We start from the raw sequence: 18,446 nt of genomic DNA, 5'->3' as shown, positions 1-18,446 counted from the left end.
CCGGGAGCGGGGAGCGGTTGTGCGTGGGATCACGAACGGCCCCGGCCCACCGCGAGGTGGACCGGGGCCGCCGGGATGCGCTCGTTACTGGTTCGGCGTCAGGCAGTAGGTCTGGCCGTCGACGTCCAAGGTCGGGAGGGAGGGGTCGGGGCACTCGGCCGCGCTGCCCTTCTTCTCACCGATCTTGTAGACGCCCTCGCCCTTTTCGGAGCAGTCGACCGAGACGGCCTCGGTGCCGCTGCCCTGCTGCTTGATGCAGCCGCCGGTCTCGAAACCGCCGCTGCCGAAGAGCTGGATGCCGACGATGATGCCGACCACGATCACGACGACGACGATCGCCGCGCCGATGCCGATCCAGAGGCCCTTGCCCTTCTTGGCGGGCGGGGGCGCGCCCCAGGGCTGCTGACCCGGCATGCCCGGCTGGTAGACGCCCGGAGGGGGCGGCGTGCCGGGGGGCTGGTTCGGGTCGCTCATGCCGTGCGGCTGGTACGGGTTCTGGTCGACGCCCGGCTGCGGGTAGGCGCCCGGCTGGTGGGGCTGCTCGCCCGGGCCCGCGGCGGGTGCCGCGCCCCAGAGGGGCTGGCCCGGTTCGAGGGCCGGTCCGCCGGGAGCGGCGGTCGCGCCGGGGGCGCCCGGACCGGAGGTAGGGGCGCCGGGGGCGCCGTAAGCGCCGGGACCGGACGTCGGGGCGCCGGGAGCGCCGGGACCGGAGACCGGGGCGCCGGGCGCTCCGGGACCGGACGTGGGAGCGCCGTAAGCACCGGGGCCGGACGTCGGGGCGCCGGGGGCCTGCGCGTACTGCTGGCCGGTCGGCGGGAGTTCGATGCGCTGGGTCGCCTCGGAGCCGGGAGCGACCGGCGGCGGGACCGGCGGACCCGAGACCGGGGGGCCGGACACGGGCGGACCCGAGACCGGCGGCGGCACCGGGGCGCCGGGCTGCTGGCCGTACTGGGGCGCGCCGGGAGGCGGCGGGGCCTGCGGCGGCATGCCGTAGGGCTGCTGCGGCTGCTGGGGCGGCTGCTGCGGCTGGTAGCCGGGCGGCGGGCCGAGCGGGGCCTGCGGCGGGACCGGTCCGGCGGGTGGCGGCGGAGGCGCCTGGGGTGCCTGCGGCGGGGCCGGGGGTGCGGATGACGGGGCCTGCGGCGGCGGGGGGAGCTGCTGCGCGGGCATCACCGTGGTCGGCGGCTCCTCGGCGGGCGGCGGCGGTGGCTGCACGGCCGGCGGGGGCGGAGTCGGCGCCGCGGGGGGCGTCGAGTCGGGGCGCAACATCGTGGTGCGCTCCTCGTCGACGTTCTCCGGCGGCGTCGCGCCCGGCTGGTCGCCGGGTGCGGCGGGCGGATTGGTCGGCTCAGTCATTGCGCCTCCTATGATGCGCCGTTTCAACAGTGGTACACGCTACATCTCCCGGGACCTTACTGGTGCGGCGAGTGCGTCGTTCCTCGCTGTCATCGGCATGGGCCGGGCCTGCGGAGATCCCTTATGTCGGGCCGGTCGGTGAATCACCGGAAAACCACCGGTGGCCGAGACATATGAAAGGGCCGCCACCCGTCGGTGGCGGCCCTTTTCTGAGGGAGGAGTCAAAGTCTGTCGGGTGGGCTAGCCACCGAAACGGTTGCTCGAGCTCCACATCAGCATTTCGTGGCGCACGGCCCGCGACGAGGCCTGAGCGGCCGCGCGGTGGAGTGCGCGAGCGTGGGCACGCTCGGCGCGAAGCTGCTTGCGGTTCGAGAGGAAGCTGGTCATCGGATCCCCCTGGGGCGTCTTGGTCTCTGTGAGTCCCTTTAATTACAGCGCAGATCCATGGGAAACGCCAGCGATTACAAGGTGAGCTGGCTTACGGGCCGAAGATTCTTAAGCAAAAGCGGCCCCCGGGAGGACGAAGAGGAGACGGAAGACGACGGGACGGGGTGCCGGTGCGGGAGTGAACGCCCTGGCAGAAGGGGTGGACGAGGGCTGAGGGAGTCGCGGGGGCGGTGTGACGGGAGGGGTTGGGCACGCGACGGGGGTGGCGGAGGACACGGCGTTTCCCGCCCGGCCGGCTGGTCCGCGCTGCGCGATGGGCCGGCGGCGACCGCGACGCTGGGGCCCCACCCGGCCACCACAGCCTCGGGCCGCGACATCGCGCACCGAGGCAGGAGCCGCCGGGCGGGTGACGAGTCTTCCGGGCGTCCGCCACCGACCCCGCCACCGACCCGCCTGCGCCTGCGCCCGGCAGTGACGGCCGCCCGCGAAAGCCGCGTGGGCGAGATCGCACGAGGCCGCCGTGGCCGGTGCGGCGACGCCTCCGCCGGCCGATCTCCCGGCCGTCGGCGGGGACGCGCCGGACGGCCCGCAGCCGAAGCGGCCGATGGCCGCGACCGCGAGTGGGCGGACCGGCGGCGAACGAAGAACGAGAAGCCGAGAAGCGAGCAGGGACCTGGAGCAAACCCGAACGGGCGCCGACGGCGGCGCACCGAGCCGAGCCGCGGAAGTCAGCGGGAAACCTCTCGCAGGCGGGCGGCCCACGTCTCCGAGGTCGGTACGGCAGGCCGGAGAGGCGAGCGCGCGCAGCCGAATCACGGTCGCCTCGCCTCGCCAGCGAGCGGACAGGCCGCGCCATCCGCGAGTGAACACGCGAACCGAACACCCCTCCCCGTGGGACCGAAGGCTCTCCGAGCAAGCGATCGAGTCACGCCCGGCGGCGGCGCGCCAGACCAAGACGGGCTACACCATCCACGAGCGAACACGCGAACCGAACACCCCTCCCCGTGGGACCGAAGGCTCTCCGAGCAAGCGATCGAGTCACGCCCGGCGGCGGCGCGCCAGACCGGAAGAGCGAGGCGCCCCCGGGCCTCGGCGTGCGAGCGGAGACCTCGCGCCCAAGCAGGCGGGTCACGCCTTCGGCACGAGCGCGGCGGGTCGGCCGAACGGCGCGAACTAGCGAAACCGAATCGAGCAGGCATCCCGGCTGGCGCACCCGGGCACGGCCATCGATCACGAAGGCGTGGACACCGATGCGGCGGGAGGAACTTCCGCCAGTCGCCGGACCGTGCCTAGACCAGGCGGGCGGGACCGGGCGGGTGCGTGCGGAGACCGCGTCTTCCCAGCGGCGGCGCCCGGCACGAAGTCACAGCGGTCGGCGGGGAAACCTCTCGCCAAGCGAGCAAACCGCTCCTCGGCGGCGCGCAGACGTGCCGATACCGCGCCTTCCCAGCGGCGGCGCCCGGCACGAAGCCGCGACAGTCGGCGGGAAACCCCACGGCAGCCGATCGAGACGCGACTCGATACCCACACACCGGACCCGAAACGCAAGCGCGAATCACGGCCGCCCCGACCCCCACCCAATCAAAAAGGACCCGTTACCTCATCGGTAACGGGTCCTCGGCTGCCGGGACGTTCTCTCTCGCGTTACATCCCCGCATAGGTCCGCGCCTTCAGGATCTCGTCCCGCACGGAGCGGGACGATACCTGCGCGGCGGCGCGGTTGAGCGCGCGCTGGTGGGCGCGCTCGGCTCGAAGTTGCTTGCGGTTGGACAGGAACCTGCTCATCAGGAGTATCTCCGTTGTTTCGGCCTTGCTGCGATGTGTGTGCCTACATAACATCGCAGCGGCCGGATTTACTCCAACGATTAACAGGTGAGCCGCCTCACTCGCTTTCGATCCTCAAGAGCAGGAAGGGAAAGCTCGGCGCTAGCTCCACGCCAGCAGCGTCCCCTTCGGGTCGTTCACGAAGCGGCCGAGGTCGGCAAGGAACTTCGACCCCAGTTCGCCGTCGATGATCCGGTGGTCGAAGGACAGCCCCAGCGTCGTCACCTTCCGCGGCACGACCTTGCCCTTGTGCACCCAGGGCATGTCCCTGATCGCGCCGAAGGCCAGGATCGCCGCCTCTCCCGGGGGCAGGATCGGCGTCCCGGTGTCCACACCGAACACGCCGACGTTGGTGATCGTGAAGCTGCCACCGGTCATGTCGGCCGGCGGGGTCTTGCCGTCCCGCGCGGTCGACGTGAGCTCGACGAGGGCCTCGGCGAGCTCCTTGGTCGACAGTGTGTCGGCGGCCTTGATGTTGGGCACGATCAGCCCTCGCGGGGTCGCGGCCGCGATCCCGAGGTTGACGTGCTCCTTCACCACGATCTCGCCGTTGGCCGCGTCCCACGAGGAGTTCACCATCGGGTGACGCTTGACGGCGAGCAGGACGCCCTTGGCGAGCAGTGCGAGGGGCCCGACGCGCACGCCCTTGAACTCGTCCGACTCGCGCATCTTCGCGACCGTCTTGAGCAGACGGGTCGCGTCGACGGTGAGGAACTCCGTCACGTGCGGGGCGCTGAAGGCGCTGGCCACCATGTTCTCGGCGGTCAGCTTCCGCACGCCCTTGACCGGGATGCGGGTGTCTCCGGCGGAAGGGGCGACCACCGGCGACGCGACCACGACGGGCTCGGCGGGAGCCGACGCGGCCGACTGGACGTCGTCGCGCGTGATGCTCCCCTGCGGCCCGCTGCCCACGAGGGCGCGCAGGTCCACACCGAGGTCCTTGGCCAGCTTCCGCACCGGCGGCTTGGCCAGCACCGTGCCGACGGCGACGGGCGTCGCCACCACGGGAGCCGGAGCCACCGGGGCCGGGGCCGCCACGGGAGCCGGGGCCGGAGCCACGGGAGCGGCCGGAGCCGCGCCCTTGCGCGCACGGCGCACGGTCGTCGGCGCCTTCGCGCCGTACCCGACCAGCACCGCCGTACGCCCGTCGGCGGTCGTCTCGCCGATCTTGGCGCCGTTCGAGGCGGCGGTCTCCGCCGCCGGAGCGGCGGCCGATTCCGGAGCGGCCGGGGCCTCCCCGTTCGGGTCGGTGTCGATCGTGATGATCGGCGAACCCACGTCGACGGTCTCACCGGCGTCCCGCAGGATCTCGGTGACCACACCCGCGTAGGGCGAGGGGATCTCCACCGCGGACTTCGCCGTCTCAACCTCGACGAAGGGCTGGTTGAGCTCCACCTTGTCCCCGACGGCGACCATCCACTGGAGGATCTCGGCCTCGGTCAGCCCCTCGGCCAGGTCGGGGAGGATGAACTGCTGTAGACGTGACACTGGCAGCTCCTAGTAGGCGAACGTGCGGTCGACGGCGTCGAGGACCCGGTCGAGGTCGGGGAGGTACTCCTCCTCCAGCCTCGACTGCGGATACGGCGTGTTGTAGCCGGTCACCCGCAGTACGGGGGCCTCCAGTGAATAGAAGCACTCCTGCATCACGCGGGTGGCGATCTCGGCGCCGAGCCCGACGTTCGAGGGTGCCTCGTGCACGATCACCAGGCGTCCGGTGCGCTTGACCGAGTCGTACACCGGCTCCATGTCCAGCGGCGACAGGGTGCGCATGTCGATCACCTCAAGGGAGCGGCCGTCGGCTTCGGCGGCGGTCGCCGCGTCGAGACAGGTCCGCACCATCGGGCCGTAGGCGACGACCGTGCAGTCGGTGCCCTCACGCGCGACCCGGGCCTTGTGCAGCGGGAAGGCTCCACCGAGTTCTCCGTCGTCGGAGATCTCGCCCTTCTCGTGGTACCGGCGCTTCGGCTCGAAGAAGATGATCGGGTCGTCCGAGGCGATGGCCTGCTGGATCATCCAGTAGGCGTCGTTCGGGTTCGAGCAGGCGACCACCTTCAGCCCGGCGGTGTGCGCGAAGTACGCCTCCGGGGACTCCGAGTGGTGCTCGACGGCACCGATGCCGCCGCCCCACGGGATGCGGATGACGACCGGCAGGGCGATCTTGCCCATCGACCGGTTGTGCATCTTCGCCAGCTGGCACACGATCTGGTCGAAGGCCGGGTAGACGAAACCGTCGAACTGGATCTCGCAGACCGGCCGGTAGCCGCGCATGGCCAGCCCGATCGCGGTCCCGACGATGCCCGACTCGGCGAGGGGCGTGTCGATGACGCGGTCCTCGCCGAAGTCCTTCTGGAGGCTGTCGGTCACCCGGAACACACCGCCGAGCCGACCGATGTCCTCGCCCATGATGAGGACCTTCGAGTCGTCCTCAAGGGCCCGGCGAAGGCCCAGGTTGACACCCTTGCCAATGGTCGACTGGAGCATCAGTGACCACTCCCTTCGAAGGACTCCTGGTAGGCCAGGAACTCGGCGCGCTCGGCGTCGAGGAGCGGGGAACCGTTGGGGTACACGTGGTCGAAGATCGCCGAGGGCTTCGGCTCGGGAAGGGTCAGCACCCGCTCCCGCAGGCTCAAGGCGTGTTCGGCGGCCTCAGCGTCGATCGAGGCGAAGTAGTCGTCGTCGGCCAGTTGCTGCTTCTCCAGGAACCCGCGCATGCGCGCGACCGGGTCCTTCAGCCGCCACTCCTCCTCCTCCGACTTGTCCCGGTAACGGGTCGGGTCGTCGGTGGTGGTGTGGGCGCCCATCCGGTAGGTGAAGGCCTCGATGAGGCCCGGGCCCTGCCCGTGACGCGCGCGGTCCATGGCGACCTTCGTCACAGCGTACGTGGCGAGGACGTCGTTGCCGTCGACCCGCACGCCGGGGAAACCGAAGCCGTCGGCACGCTTGAACAGCGGCGTCTTGGCCTGCTTGTGCACCGGCACGGAGATCGCGTACTGGTTGTTCTGGCAGAAGAACACCACCGGCGCGTCATAGGCCGCGGCGTAGATGAACGCCTCGTTGACGTCGCCCTGGCTGATGGCGCCGTCGCCGAAGTAGGCGATGACCGCCTCGCCGTCGTCGGTGCCGACCTTGCCGTCCTTGGTGATGCCCATGGCGTAACCGGTGGCGTGCAGGGTCTGCGCGCCGATCACGATCGTGTAGCCCTGGAACCGGTACTTCTGCGCGTCCCAGCCGCCCAGGTCAACGCCCCGGAACAGGCCGAACGGCATGATCGGGTCGATGTCGCGGGTCCACAGGACGCCGTGCTCGCGGTAGGTCGGGAAGACCATGTCCTGCTCGGCGAGGGCCCGTCCGGAACCGATCTGCGCGGCCTCCTGGCCGGCGAGACTGGCCCAGATGCCGAGCTGGCCCTGGCGCTGGAGGGTCGTGCCCTCGGTGTCGAGCCGTCGAACGATGACCAGGTCGCGATACAGGTCGCGATACTCCTGGTCGGTGAAGTCGACGGAGTAGTCGGGATGTTCGACTCTCTCGCCGTCGGGGGTCAGCAGCTGCACGAACGCGGGATCTGCCACATTCGCTACGCTGCGATCGGTGGTTGCCTTCTTGCGTGGCGTCGGCTTCTTTGCAGCCGTGCGCGTGGTCCCGCCGCTCTTGGTGGTGCCGCGGGCGCGTTCGCCGTTGACCATCTGCCTTCCTCCCTCATCTGTGTCGATCATCGGGGTCACCGTGGCCGACCAGTGGTCCACTCCGTGGGGATGACCCACAGCATTCCAGAGTCTGGGAAGGTGGACACGCCCTGATGGGTGCCTTTACCCTGCATGTTCGTACGATTACCGTGAGCCACATTCAGCAGGTGGTCGCCATTGTCGGCGATGTCGGCAATGCTGGGTAGCGGAACTCGCTCCCACGGGTCGACGACGCATGACAAGCGTAGGGTGCCGCACCCTCCCGTGGACGCGACCCGCGTGCGCTGTCGATGATCGGGGGTCGGGCATGCCGAGGTGGTTGAGCAGGCACACCGTGGCGATAGCGGGGCTGATGACGGTCGCCTCGCTGATGACCGCCGTGGTCGTCGCCGTGGGCGCGGCCTCGGTCTCCGAAGGCGGCGACGGCGGCTCCCCCACGCCCATGCTCGCCGACGGCGCTCCCCCGCCGACGGCCGTCGCACCGCCCGTGCCCACGCCGAGCGACTCGCCCCAGCCGCTCCCCCCGCCCGCACCCAAGCCCCCGAGGACCGAACAGCCCAAGGCGCCCGAGAAGACCACCGAACCCGCCCCCGAGAAGACCACCCAGGAGCCGACGACGGCGCCACCGCGCTCCCCCGAGAGCGGCGAGACGCCACCGTGGGAGGACCCGGGCGACCCCGAGTGGCCATGGCCCGGGTACGCCGACTTCGCGCTGTGGATGTGGTGCTGGGTGCAGCCCTGGGCCGGGCAGTGCGCCGCGCTGGGGTACTGAAACGACGGTTGTGGACCGGCCGAAACGGCCGATAAGTTCACCCCGTGAACAACGGGGGAACACTCGCCGACCCGCACGCTTCCCGCGCGGTGCTGATCGGGGTGGCGGATTACCACGGGGACGGCATACCGCGACTGCCCGCGGTGGTCGCGAACATCACCGGGCTGAGCGCCTTACTGCGCGACCCCGAGGTCGGGAACCTGCCCGATGATCACGTCACCGCCCCCGTCGGCACCGAGGTCGAGATCCTGGCCGCCGTCCGGACGGCCGCCGCCAGAACGCGCGACACCCTGATCGTCTACTTCGCCGGACACGGGTTCGTCCTGGACGGAGAACTGTGCCTGGGGCTGAGCCACAGCCAACGCGCGGACGCGACGACAACCCTGCGCTGGGTGCACCTTCGCGACGCGCTCGCCTCGGGCGGGGCGAGGCATGTGGCCGTCATCCTCGACTGCTGCCACGCGGGCTTCGCCCGCGACGACGCCGAGGCCGACATGGTCGCGCGGCTGATCGGCGGACGCGCGGGACCGGGCGGGTTGTCGGTACTGACCGCGACGGCTCCGACGAGGAGGGCGAGCGCACCAGAAGGGGCGAAGTACACGGCCTTCACCGGGGAACTCATCGCGCTGCTGACCACCGGTGCCGACGATGGACCGCCGCTGTTCGCGTTGCGCGACATCCACCGTCGCCTGCACCCACGCCTGACCGGGGCCGGGGAGCCCGCCCCCGGGCTGTCGGTGAGCGGTCGGTCGCGGGCCTTTCTGCGGAACAGGGCGGTCCCGCTCCCGGCACGGCGGTGGTGGACGCGAAAGAAGGCGCTGGCGGTGGGCGCGGCGGTCGCGGCGGTGGCGGTGGCGGCCGTGGTCGCCGGGAGCGGTGTGCTGGCCGGGGGCGATCCGGTGGTCCACCCGCTGGAGGAGGTGGGCGAGCCGGTGCCTTACCCGGAGGGGACCCGCGCCGGTCGCTTCACCGACAGCGCCGTGATCGGTGAGCGGGTGTTCTTCACGTCGTGGCAGTCCGCGAACACCACGACCGTGACCGCGATCGACCTGGAGAGCGGGTCGGAGGAGTGGACGTGGGCCAACGACGGCGACTCGTCCTCCGGGGAAGCGGTGGGACTCGTCGGCGTCGCGGGGCGACTGGCGGTGATCGAGCCGCGATTCGGTCCTTCGGTGACCTTGCTCGACCTCGAATCCGGTGCGAAGACCGGCGCTTGGCGGCTCGCCGCGCCGTGGGAGATCCGGCTGGTCACCGCGGCCGGAATGGTGATCGCCGAGAAGCCCGATGGCGTCGCCGGGTTCCGCCTGACCACGGGCGCCGAGGTATGGGCGACCGGCAACGCGCCGTCCTCGGACGACCCTTACGACAACTACGTCGCCCCTGTCCGGGGTGTTGACGGATCGGCCCCGAACGGTCACCTGTGGCCGGTGCGGCGGTCGGTGGACGAGTTCGAGGTTCTCGACATCGCCACGGGGGCGCCGGTGTTCCGGCTCCGCGGGGACGGCGTCCCCCAACCCCAGGTCGACGCCGACGGAATCCTGTGGACCGTCCTCGTCGACGACGGTGGCCTGACGCTCGCCGCTCATGAACGCGCGGAGCGTCCGCGGGCGACGGTTCGGCTGGCCGGCATCGGCCTGCTGTATCTCACGAACTGCGAGTACGGCAGTGTCTGCGTGGAGCTGAATCAGGCCCGGTGCGGCCTGAAGTCGGGTGGAATCACCTGCGATGAGATCTTCGATTCGCCGCCGTCGCCCATCAACGCCCCGGTCCCTCCGCCCGAGCGCCCCCGGCTCGCCGGCGAACTCCTCGAAGGCACCGTGCGGCTCGACTGGACCGATCCGGCGACCGGCCGGGTGACGCCGCTCGGCACGGTCGACACCTTCATCGACCCGGATTCGCCCGAGCACGGCGTCTGCCGGTCGACCGGCACCCGGCTGGCGTGCCCGGCCCCGGACGGGTTCCGCGTCTGGATCTACCGGAGCTGACATGACCCTCGCCGATCCCGCCGCGTCCCGTGCCGTCCTCATCGGCGTCGCCGAATACCGCGACCTCGCGAACCTGCCCGCGGTGGCCGGAAACGTCCGGGCGCTGGAGTCGCTGCTCACCGACCCCGAGACGTGGGGCCTGCCCGCCGGGAACTGCGTGGTCGCGGCCCCCGGCGGCATCCTGGACGCGGTCACCGAGGCCGCCGAGGCCGCCGTCGACACCCTCGTCGTCTACTACGCCGGGCACGGCATGGTCAGCCGGAGCGGCGAGCTCTATCTCGGGCTGCCGGGGACACTGCCGGGCCGTCCGGAGACCGCCTTGCGCTTCAAGGACCTCAGTGCCCGCTTGGGCACGAGGGCCGCGCACACCGTGGTGATCCTCGACTGCTGCTACTCCGGGCGGGCCGCCGGAGTCATGTCGGCGGGCGGGAAGGCCGACGCGACGCCGACACCGGACGTCCGGGTGCCGGGTTCCTATCTGCTGACGGCGAGTTCGCGGACGCAACGGGCGATGTCGCCGCCCGACGCGCCTTACTCGACGTTCACGGGCGGTCTCATCGACGTTCTCACCCGGGGAGTGCCCGGTGGGCCCGAAGTGCTCGACATGGAGGACGTCTACCGGCACCTGCCGCGGTCGCGTCCGAAGCCCCGTCGGCGCACCACGGACGGCGGCTCGACCGCCGCGTTCGTCAAGAACCGCTCGACGGAGCCCGCTCCCCCGAAACCCTGGTGGCGGCGGCGAACCGCGCTGGCCGTCGCCGCGACGATCGGCGCGGCCGCCATCACCGCCGCCGGGGTCGTCGTCACGGAGTCCGGCGGGGTCGACGTCCCGGCCGTGCACGGACTTCGGGCGGTCGCCGCGCCGATCCCCTATCCGGCGGGAACCGACCCGGGAAGGCTCCTCGACGCCATGGTCATCGGCGACTCCGCCTACTTCCTGAGCGGCCCGGCGCAGCGGGATCTCACCGTGACCGCCATCGACCTGCCGACGAGCACCCTGCGCTGGCGAGCCGACGTCCCCGCCCATCCGGAGGCGACGGCGCTGAGGCTGCGGACGGTCCACGGCGGCCCGGCCGTCGTCGGCACATCCGTGGACTCGATGAACACCGTGTCGATCGTGAAGGTCAGCGCTCTGGACCCGGTGTCCGGGGAGGCGATGTGGTCGGTGGCGACGGTGCCCGGAACCGAAGCCGGAACTCTCGTCGGCTACGACCGGTGGGGCGAGGAGCGGTGGCGCCATGAGATGCCCCCGGCCGAAGAGGTGTTCGTGGCTTGGGACGCCGGACTGATGCTCGTGGCGGCGAGCGCGCTGCCGGGACTCGATCTGCGAACCGGAGAGGTCGGCCACCGCCTTCCGGACGCCTTGGATCTCAGGGACATGGCCCTTGACGAGCAGGGCATCGTGTGGACCTTGGCTCGCGAGGACACCGTGTACAGGCTCACCGCCCACGACGTCTCCCTCGGGGAGCCCCTCGGCGAGGTCGAGTTGATCGCACCCGACTGGTCGTTCACGGCGTCCATCGGCTCCTGCGGGCGCATGGCCTGCGTTCGCTTTCACGCCCCGGAGGGGAGCGACGCCGCGGGGTCGATCGTCGCCGAGTGGCGCGACGGCGGGATCGAGGCCGTGATGGTCGACGTGAGCGGTTACGTGTGGAACGCCTGGCGATTCGGGTCGGACACGCTCGTGCTGCGGTCGGGCGTCGAGCTCATCGAGGCGGGACCCGACGGCGTCGTGCAATACCCGGCGGACTGGGACTATCTGCCGGTCGACGACGACGAGGCGATCAACGCCCCCTACCCGCACCACGAGCCCTGGGAGAAGGTCCCCGAACTCGCCATGACGACGGCCCCGGTCACGTGGCTCCACGTCCCGTCGGGCACTTCGGTCCACCTCGGCGAGGTGACCACGTACACGAGCCTCGGCCGCGCCTACGGCCTCTGCGCGTGGACGCCCGTCCACCTCACCTGCCCCACCGCCGACGGCTTCCAGGTCTGGCGCTACCGGGCGTGATCGTCGCCGCCCTCCAGTGCCTGGTAGATCGCCGCCGCCTGTTCCGGCGTGGTGTTCTCCATCGTGATGGAACTTCCGTTCGGCCCGGTCACCGTGACCTTGGGTCCGCCGTCTCGGCGGCGCTGGTCGAGCATGCTCCGCCAGGCCGCGATCGCGGCGAGCACGCCGCCCATCGCGGCGACGCCGTTGATGACGAGACCGATCGCCTCGGCCGTCCCGCCCATCTGGCCGGGTTCGAGGGGCGCCTCGATGAGTCGCGCTCCACGGGCGTCGGGATCCTTGGCGAACCAGCGGTGCAGGTCACGGAGGTCGGTGTCGTCCTCAACGCCCTCGACTAGGAACTGAAACTCGGTCATGTCTCTCCCCTGGGGTCGGCGGGCCCACGCTAGCCGAGTCGCACAAGCTGTCCGTCCCACGACAACTGAGCGTTACTCATTTGCCCAAGAGACGTTAGTCAAAGTGTCAGCATTCCGTCACACCAGCAAGTGGGGGGAAACAATGGACAGGTTCTCGCGCACGCTCCTGGCGGCCTCGGCCGAGTCCGGCCTGGCGACGATCACCCTGAGCCGGCACGTGCCAAGCCTGCGCCGCAATCTCCGCTCCGACGACGAGGTCCTCATGCTCACCCCGTGCCTGCGGGCCGGTGGCGGATTCCCGGGCGAGTTCCTGCTCCTGCTGTCGAAGCGCCGGCTGGTCATGACCCGCCAGTCGAAACTCCTCAACCGCATCCGGCTCTCCGTCGACGCGCCCATCGCGGAACTGTCGGACGTGAAGTGGACGACCGAGCCGTCGACGCCCGGCATCGAGGTCGCCTTCACCTACGCCGAGGAACGCCACCGCTTCTGGATCAGCGCGCAGCACAGCCGGCACGCCTGGCGCCTGGAGGCCGCGCTGGCGCGCACCTTCCGCCGCCCGCTCCAGTCGATCGCCGAAGCGGCCTTAGCACTGCGCAACTGGGATTTCCCTTTCATCCGCAATAGCGAGTAGAATTCGACCCGATATGTCGCCCCTTCGGCAGGACAGATCGAGCATCCGATAACCAAGCCGCACGACGCTACCCCGATGACAAGTCCATCGCATGACATGCCCGAGCGTCGCCGAGCACCCGCTCGACGACCGGCCCAACACCCTCACCAAGGGGGAAGTCATGCGAAAAACAGTGTCGGGCGGCTTGCTGGCCATCGGCCTCGCGGTAGCGATCTTCGGGGCGCCGACCGCCGCCTGGGCCGAGTCCGGCGAGGACAGGCCCGAGGACAAGGGCGAGGACACCGTCGTCGAGCAGGTCGAGGACGGTCAGGAAGAGGAGCCGGAGTACGAGGCCCCGGCCGCGGAACCAGAGTCGGAGGCTCCGGCCGAGGAGTACGCCCCGCCCGCCGACGAGTACACCGAACCCGCTCCCGAGGAGTGGGTCGAGGAGTACCCGCCGCCGGAGGAGGGCTACACCGAACCCGAGTACACCGAGCCCGAGTATGTCGAGCCGGAGAACACCGAACCCGAGTACGCGGCGCCCGCCGACGATCCGGAGTTCACCGAGCCGTCCGCGGACGACCCGGGTTCGGACGAGGTGGTCACCGGGGACGAACCGGCCGCCGCACCGGACGCCGTGGCGCCCGAAGAGGCGACCACGACCGATGAGACGACCGAGGCCGTCGCCTGCGACGACAGTCCCGGCCGGGGCCATGGGAACGACGCCGACGGCATGTTCGTCGGGCCGGTCGCTCCAGTGGGCCCACCATCACCGGAGGCCTGCGAAGTGTCCGGTGACGACCCGGCGAAGGAGAAGAAGGCCGGGTCGTCCGCGGCGGAAGAGGACGCGGTCATCGCCGCGATCTCCGAACCCGGACCGGGCGAGACGCACGTGTACGTCAACGAGGGCCACATCGGAGCCATGGCCGACGATCCGGTCTACGTGGGATCGACGGAGGACTGCACCGGCGTGACCATGGCCGGTCAGGACGCCTGGGTGTTCGTGCTTCCGGGTAGCGACGCGCAGTGGGTCGAGCTCGAAGCCTCGTTCACCGAGGACGGAACGATCAGCGAGTTCACCACCATCGGCCAGGGCGAGGCCAACATGAAGGGCGTCATCTACAGCCCCTCCGGCTACACGCTGTCGGGGGCCGAGGCGCTCATCACCGGTGGACTGCCCGGTCAAGGAGAGTTCCAGCTGACCCACACCTGCCCCGGCGGCCCGGGCAACCCGCCGCCGCCGCGGTGCACGCCGGCGCCGTGTGAGCCTCCTCCTCCGCCTCCGTGCGAGGAGGAACCGTGCACACCGCCGCCGTGCGAACAGGAACCGTGCACGCCTCCGCCTCCTCCTCCCTGCGAGGAGGAGCCCTGCGTGCCGCCGCCTCCACCGCCGGTCTGCGAAGAGGAGCCGTGCACGCCTCCGCCTCCGCCGGTCTGCGCGGGGATGTCCTGCGAGCAGCCTCCTGAAGAGGTCGTCTGCCCGCCGGTCGACCTTCAGCCGCCCGCCGGAGAACAGGGTGTGCCGCCCGTCATCGCGGCACCGCCCGTCATCGCGGAGGCGCCGGCCGAGGCCGCCGTCGCTGCCGGGTTCGCCGCTCCGGCGATCCAGGGCGAGGAGACGCTGCCGGTGACCGGCCGGACGATCAACGTCCTGGTCGGGATCGGCCTGATCCTGCTCACCGCGGGGGGACTGGCGTTGCTGTTCGGCGACGACCGCCCCTTCGCCCGCAGATTCCACGACTGACCACACCTACCGGCGCGGCGCCCTCGGGCGTCGCGCCGTCACGTGCGGTGACAGTTCTCCGCTCTGGGGCTTCCGCACTACCGGTCGGTAACGATAACCTCGCCCTACCGACTCGTAAGGAGGCCAGCGATGTCCACATTCGACCGTCCCAAGAGGACCCGCCTGACCGGGGTCTTAGCCGCCGCTCTGCTGGCGGTCACCGCCCTGACGGCGGCCTCCCCGGCCCAGGCCGCCGCCGCGCGACCCGCGCCGACACCCCTCCCCGCGAACCTGGAGACGATCCGCGCCGCCGAGGCGACCTCGCTCTACGGCGACCCGGCGATCCGTCCACTGGAGACGCGCAAGACCGCGCTGATCACCATGGGCGACTCCGAGATCTCCGGCGAAGGCGTCGGCAACTACGTGCCCGGCACCCACCAGCTCAACCCCGAGAACTTCTGCGACCGTTCCTTCGACCAGGCGATCCACCGCGTCGGCATCCCCGCCGACGTCCGCTACAACGTCGCCTGCTCCGGCGGCGCCACCCCGAACCTGATCGCCGGATCCGGCGCACGGCAGTGGACCGAGCTCAACCAGGGCGACAATCTCGCCATCAAGGCCCGCAACACCCACCTCAAGCTCGTGTGGATCGTCATCGGCGCCAACGACGCCGGCGGCATCGAGTTCGGCACCGTCGCCACCGACTGCGCCACGCGCCGGATCCTGTTCCAGGGCCCGTGCTGGCCGACGTACAGCGACACCTGGGCGGCGAAGGTCGCGGTGTCGCGGCAGGGCGTCGAGGCGAGCATCGACAGCGTCCGCAAGACCATGACCGACGCCGGATACCTCACGGGCGACTACGAACTCGTCGTCATGAACTACCCCAGCCCGGGCAGTCCCGACGTCGAGGACAACCCGAACTTCCCCGGCTGGTACTCCGGAGGCTGCACCCTCTACCTCGCCGACGCGGCCTTTGCGCGCAACAAGGCGGTTCCCCTGTTCGGCAAGGGGATCCGGGACGGCGCGATGGCCAAGGGCGCCCGCTTCCTCGACGCCAGCAGGCTTTTCGACGGCCACGGCGTCTGCGAGGACGTGACGTGGGCGCGGGGTGTGTACGTCGAGACGTCGCTGTTGCCGAGTTCGCACGCGTTCCGGCAGTCGCTGCACCCGAACTACGCCGGGCACGGGGCCTTCGCCGAATGCATGACGCAGATGTTCAACAGCGGCTGGGCCACCGCGACCTGCGTCGACCCGGGCAGTACGAGCCACGGCACCCTGTACAACGGCTTCTTCACCTTCAAGGATCTCAAGAGCGCCGACACCGGCCAGTGCGTCGACGCCGAGGGCTACGACTCCCGCAACAACACGAAATTGACCTCCTACGCCTGCCACGGCGGCCGCAACCAGGGCTTCTGGCAGGACCCGGCGCGGGGTTCGCTGCACGTCGAGCTGTCGCACGACCGCTGCGTCGACGTCAAGGGCGGCACCATCGCGGCCGGCGCGGACCTGATTCTGTACAACTGCCACGGCGGTGCCAACCAGAAATTCACCGTGGACGGAACGAAGATCCACCCGGCCGGCCGGGCCGACCTGTGCGTCTCCTTCGCGGGGACCGCGTCCGGCTCGGTCCTGGAACTGGCGGCGTGCTCGGCCGCGCGGACGAACTTCGCGCTGACGGCCCGCAACTACGCCAACCCCGTCGGCTACGGCCACGACGACTGGATCGGTTCGCGCGTCTACTGATCCGCACCTGACGACCGCCCGGCCACTGATCGCTCCAGTGGCCGGGCGGGTCCTCGTCAGCAGGTGATGCGGCCGCCGGTGTCGACGAGATCGTCGTCCCAGTCCTCGGCGGGCACGAGCGCGCCGTGCCCGTTCTCCCCGGCCGCCCACTCCACGGGCGCCCGCAGGTAGATGGGCATGCGTTCGGCGGGCCGGGCGACGGGTTCCAGCTCCGCCAGTTCCTCCAGATGGGCGCGAACCCTCGATTCAAGGTCGAGGAACGCGGTCTCCCAGTGCACCCCGGTAGCGGCGCTCTCCACCGCGCGAGGACCGCGTGCACGGACGCTACGGCGGTCACCGGTTCGTCGCTCGCCCCCGGCCAGCGCGGCGGCCAGGGAGGCCATGAACCGCCCGGCACCGTTCTGCCGCTCGGTGTACCCGTCGGGCACGGCTGTCCCCTCACCGTGTCCGGCGAAGCACGTGTCGAGCACGACCACCTGGCGACTCCCTCGCTGCCACGCGATCACCAGCGGCACCTCGGGCCGCGCGACCTCCTCGCGCGCCTCCTCCCGGATCTGGGCGGCGTGCCGCCGGGCCTCTTCGAGGATCGACTCGGCCTCCCGCCGGGCCGCCTCGATGCGGGCCGAGGCCTGCTCCAGGGCGCCGTTGAGCAACCGCTCGCTGCGCAGGCAGTGCCAGGCCGCCTCATCGCGCAGCCTCGCGGCCTCCATGCGCAGGGCCTCCGCCTCGGCCTGGATCCTGGCGACGTCGGCGTAGGCGCGCTCGTCGGCCTCGAAGGGCCCCTCGGCGAGTATCCGGCCGGTGGGGACCGTGTCGGGTTCGTCGAGCTCGACCCAGCCGGCGAAAGGATCGTCGGTCTCGGCCACGCGGGCGTCGAGGAAGCGTCGCAGGCGGTCCTCGACCTCGGCGGGGGTGACCCGCTCGGCGGCGGCGTCGGCGGCGTCGAGCCGTTCCTTCAAGGCCTCCGCCAGTGCGTCGAGCTCACGGTCGGCGTGCGGATCCCGCGCTGGTTCATCGTGGTAAGTCACGGTCCTCCTTTCCACCCGGCCGGACGCGCGGGTGCCGCGTCGATCCGGTGGCTTCTTCGGCTAGCGCGGGACGCAGTCGGCGTCTGGCGCGTTCGAGGAGCTTGCGCACCGCTTCGGGTGTCTTCCCCAGCAGCGCGGCGATCTCGGCCGTCGAGCGCTCGGTGATGAAACCCATCACGACGGCACGCTGCTCGGGGGTGAGCAGGCGGAGCAGGCGTTCGACGCGTTCGGGGTCGGCGTCTTCGAGGAGGCGTTCGGGCTGGGCGCTCTCGTCGGCGCGCGGCTCCGGTATCTCGTCCAGTCCGGGGACCGCGCCCTTGCGTCTGCGCGTGTTGCGGCGCACGACGTGCGAGCGGAGTGCCGTCTTGGCGTAGGCGAGCGGATCGACGATGTCCAGCCAGTGGCGGAACACGTCGCACATCGCCTCCTGCACGACGTCTTCCAGGTCACCCGGCATGGCGCCGAGATGACCGGCGTACCTGACCAGGATCAGGTAACTGTCACGCCAGAACTCCTCGAAAGTCGTCGAGGCGCGAGGGGCGATGGCCATGAGAGGGTCGGGGTCCGTGGACGCCAACACCTCATCGGCTTCGACCACAGGGCTCTCCTGTTCGGAAGATGATGGACGGCTTCGTCTCTTAGGGTCCGGGCGGACCGCGAAGCGTGACGCGGAAGGCCACATCCCTTTAACGACGGACGATGAGGAACGCGACGAGCCCGCTCACGGCCGCCGGGAGCAGCACGAGCGCGACGGGTCCGGCGGCGGTGTACATGCCCGGGGAGGCCGCCAGGGTCCCGCTGATGAACGGTGCGAGGACGGCGTCACGCCGCTCCCGCCTTCGGCCGCGTGGCCTGGTCATGGAACCTCCTGTTTCCACGGCGGGGCAGGGATTGCCGCGCCGACGGTGTGTAGGTGCCGCGGGCGGCCGGAACGTGACGGGCACGAAGAAGCGGCGATGTCCGATGTG

Annotated in this window: 15 protein-coding genes; 6 read left to right on the top strand and 9 right to left on the bottom strand. The window is 70.9% G+C overall.

Annotated elements, in window-relative coordinates; genetic code table 11:
- Nucleotides 1-84 precede the first annotated feature (84 nt).
- The 5 genes from HNR73_RS16570 to pdhA form a co-directional block, all read right to left on the bottom strand.
- On the bottom strand, nucleotides 85-1,356 hold the full coding sequence (locus HNR73_RS16570) for a hypothetical protein (protein WP_184788355.1): 1,272 nt from the start codon (nucleotides 1,354-1,356) through the stop codon (nucleotides 85-87).
- Nucleotides 1,357-3,387: 2,031 nt separating this feature from the next.
- Nucleotides 3,388-3,528, bottom strand: a complete 141-nt coding sequence (locus HNR73_RS16565; RefSeq protein WP_184788354.1) for a hypothetical protein — start codon at nucleotides 3,526-3,528, stop codon at nucleotides 3,388-3,390.
- A gap of 141 nt (nucleotides 3,529-3,669) precedes the next feature.
- On the bottom strand, nucleotides 3,670-5,055 hold the full coding sequence (locus HNR73_RS16560) for a dihydrolipoamide acetyltransferase family protein (RefSeq protein ID WP_184788353.1): 1,386 nt from the start codon (nucleotides 5,053-5,055) through the stop codon (nucleotides 3,670-3,672).
- A 9-nt stretch (nucleotides 5,056-5,064) separates the two neighbouring features.
- Nucleotides 5,065-6,048: an alpha-ketoacid dehydrogenase subunit beta gene (locus HNR73_RS16555; protein WP_373316582.1), complete on the bottom strand. Its 984-nt coding sequence runs from the start codon at nucleotides 6,046-6,048 to the stop codon at nucleotides 5,065-5,067.
- Nucleotides 6,048-7,250, bottom strand: coding sequence for a pyruvate dehydrogenase (acetyl-transferring) E1 component subunit alpha (pdhA, locus tag HNR73_RS16550; protein ID WP_184788409.1), 1,203 nt, complete (start codon nucleotides 7,248-7,250; stop codon nucleotides 6,048-6,050). The genes HNR73_RS16555 and pdhA overlap by 1 nt, the downstream gene beginning before the upstream one ends.
- Before the next feature lie 307 nt (nucleotides 7,251-7,557).
- Between pdhA and HNR73_RS16545 the strand changes: the two genes are divergently transcribed.
- The 3 genes from HNR73_RS16545 to HNR73_RS16535 are packed head-to-tail and all read left to right on the top strand — an operon-like array spanning nucleotide 7,558 to nucleotide 12,018.
- Nucleotides 7,558-8,022, top strand: coding sequence for a hypothetical protein (locus HNR73_RS16545; protein WP_184788352.1), 465 nt, complete (start codon nucleotides 7,558-7,560; stop codon nucleotides 8,020-8,022).
- Between the two features lie 44 nt (nucleotides 8,023-8,066).
- Nucleotides 8,067-10,007: a caspase, EACC1-associated type gene (locus tag HNR73_RS16540; RefSeq protein ID WP_184788351.1), complete on the top strand. Its 1,941-nt coding sequence runs from the start codon at nucleotides 8,067-8,069 to the stop codon at nucleotides 10,005-10,007.
- Between the two features lies 1 nt (nucleotide 10,008).
- Nucleotides 10,009-12,018 carry a caspase, EACC1-associated type gene (locus HNR73_RS16535; protein WP_184788350.1) on the top strand — a complete coding sequence of 670 codons (2,010 nt, stop codon included), beginning with the start codon at nucleotides 10,009-10,011 and terminating at the stop codon, nucleotides 12,016-12,018.
- Here the strand turns inward: HNR73_RS16535 and HNR73_RS16530 are convergent.
- A complete protein-coding gene (locus tag HNR73_RS16530) occupies nucleotides 12,006-12,374 on the bottom strand; it encodes an effector-associated constant component EACC1 (protein ID WP_184788349.1) in 369 nt (122 codons plus the stop codon). The two genes, HNR73_RS16535 and HNR73_RS16530, sit on opposite strands and share 13 nt — an antisense overlap.
- 142 nt (nucleotides 12,375-12,516) lie before the next feature.
- Here HNR73_RS16530 and HNR73_RS16525 point away from each other — a divergent pair, with 142 nt between their 5' ends.
- The 3 genes from HNR73_RS16525 to HNR73_RS16515 all read left to right on the top strand — a co-directional run bounded on the left by HNR73_RS16525 (nucleotide 12,517) and on the right by HNR73_RS16515 (nucleotide 16,450).
- The gene (locus HNR73_RS16525) at nucleotides 12,517-13,005 is read left to right on the top strand and encodes a hypothetical protein (protein ID WP_184788348.1); all 489 of its coding nucleotides are present in this window, start codon (nucleotides 12,517-12,519) and stop codon (nucleotides 13,003-13,005) included.
- A gap of 160 nt (nucleotides 13,006-13,165) precedes the next feature.
- On the top strand, nucleotides 13,166-14,728 hold the full coding sequence (locus HNR73_RS16520; protein WP_184788347.1) for a hypothetical protein: 1,563 nt from the start codon (nucleotides 13,166-13,168) through the stop codon (nucleotides 14,726-14,728).
- 129 nt (nucleotides 14,729-14,857) lie between these two features.
- Nucleotides 14,858-16,450, top strand: coding sequence for a ricin-type beta-trefoil lectin domain protein (locus tag HNR73_RS16515; protein ID WP_184788346.1), 1,593 nt, complete (start codon nucleotides 14,858-14,860; stop codon nucleotides 16,448-16,450).
- 56 nt (nucleotides 16,451-16,506) lie between these two features.
- Here the strand turns inward: HNR73_RS16515 and HNR73_RS16510 are convergent, their stop codons facing one another.
- From HNR73_RS16510 to HNR73_RS16500, 3 genes are all read right to left on the bottom strand, one after another.
- Nucleotides 16,507-17,478 (bottom strand): ATP synthase F0 subunit B, encoded by a 972-nt coding sequence (locus HNR73_RS16510; protein ID WP_184788345.1) that lies wholly within the window; start codon nucleotides 17,476-17,478, stop codon nucleotides 16,507-16,509.
- The gene (locus HNR73_RS16505; protein WP_184788344.1) at nucleotides 17,462-18,076 is read right to left on the bottom strand and encodes an RNA polymerase sigma factor; all 615 of its coding nucleotides are present in this window, start codon (nucleotides 18,074-18,076) and stop codon (nucleotides 17,462-17,464) included. The genes HNR73_RS16510 and HNR73_RS16505 overlap by 17 nt, the downstream gene beginning before the upstream one ends.
- A gap of 88 nt (nucleotides 18,077-18,164) precedes the next feature.
- Nucleotides 18,165-18,338, bottom strand: coding sequence for a hypothetical protein (locus tag HNR73_RS16500; protein WP_184788343.1), 174 nt, complete (start codon nucleotides 18,336-18,338; stop codon nucleotides 18,165-18,167).
- Nucleotides 18,339-18,446: the final 108 nt, after the last annotated feature.

The sequence above is a fragment of the Phytomonospora endophytica genome (assembly GCF_014202425.1).
Lineage (GTDB): Bacteria > Actinomycetota > Actinomycetes > Mycobacteriales > Micromonosporaceae > Phytomonospora > Phytomonospora endophytica.
Note: the sequence above shows the minus strand (reverse complement) of the source record. Positions and strands in the feature narration are given on the sequence as shown.

Bases quoted from the DNA above. Each gene is read 5' to 3' on its own strand.
- HNR73_RS16570 (WP_184788355.1), bottom strand. From the start codon at position 1,356: ATGACTGAGCCGACCAATCCGCCCGCCGCACCCGGCGACCAGCCGGGC.
- HNR73_RS16565 (WP_184788354.1), bottom strand. From the start codon at position 3,528: ATGAGCAGGTTCCTGTCCAACCGCAAGCAACTTCGAGCCGAGCGCGCC.
- HNR73_RS16555 (WP_373316582.1), bottom strand. From the start codon at position 6,048: ATGCTCCAGTCGACCATTGGCAAGGGTGTCAACCTGGGCCTTCGCCGG.
- pdhA (WP_184788409.1), bottom strand. From the start codon at position 7,250: ATGGTCAACGGCGAACGCGCCCGCGGCACCACCAAGAGCGGCGGGACC.
- HNR73_RS16545 (WP_184788352.1), top strand. From the start codon at position 7,558: ATGCCGAGGTGGTTGAGCAGGCACACCGTGGCGATAGCGGGGCTGATG.
- HNR73_RS16535 (WP_184788350.1), top strand. From the start codon at position 10,009: ATGACCCTCGCCGATCCCGCCGCGTCCCGTGCCGTCCTCATCGGCGTC.
- HNR73_RS16530 (WP_184788349.1), bottom strand. From the start codon at position 12,374: ATGACCGAGTTTCAGTTCCTAGTCGAGGGCGTTGAGGACGACACCGAC.
- HNR73_RS16525 (WP_184788348.1), top strand. From the start codon at position 12,517: ATGGACAGGTTCTCGCGCACGCTCCTGGCGGCCTCGGCCGAGTCCGGC.
- HNR73_RS16520 (WP_184788347.1), top strand. From the start codon at position 13,166: ATGCGAAAAACAGTGTCGGGCGGCTTGCTGGCCATCGGCCTCGCGGTA.
- HNR73_RS16515 (WP_184788346.1), top strand. From the start codon at position 14,858: ATGTCCACATTCGACCGTCCCAAGAGGACCCGCCTGACCGGGGTCTTA.
- HNR73_RS16500 (WP_184788343.1), bottom strand. From the start codon at position 18,338: ATGACCAGGCCACGCGGCCGAAGGCGGGAGCGGCGTGACGCCGTCCTC.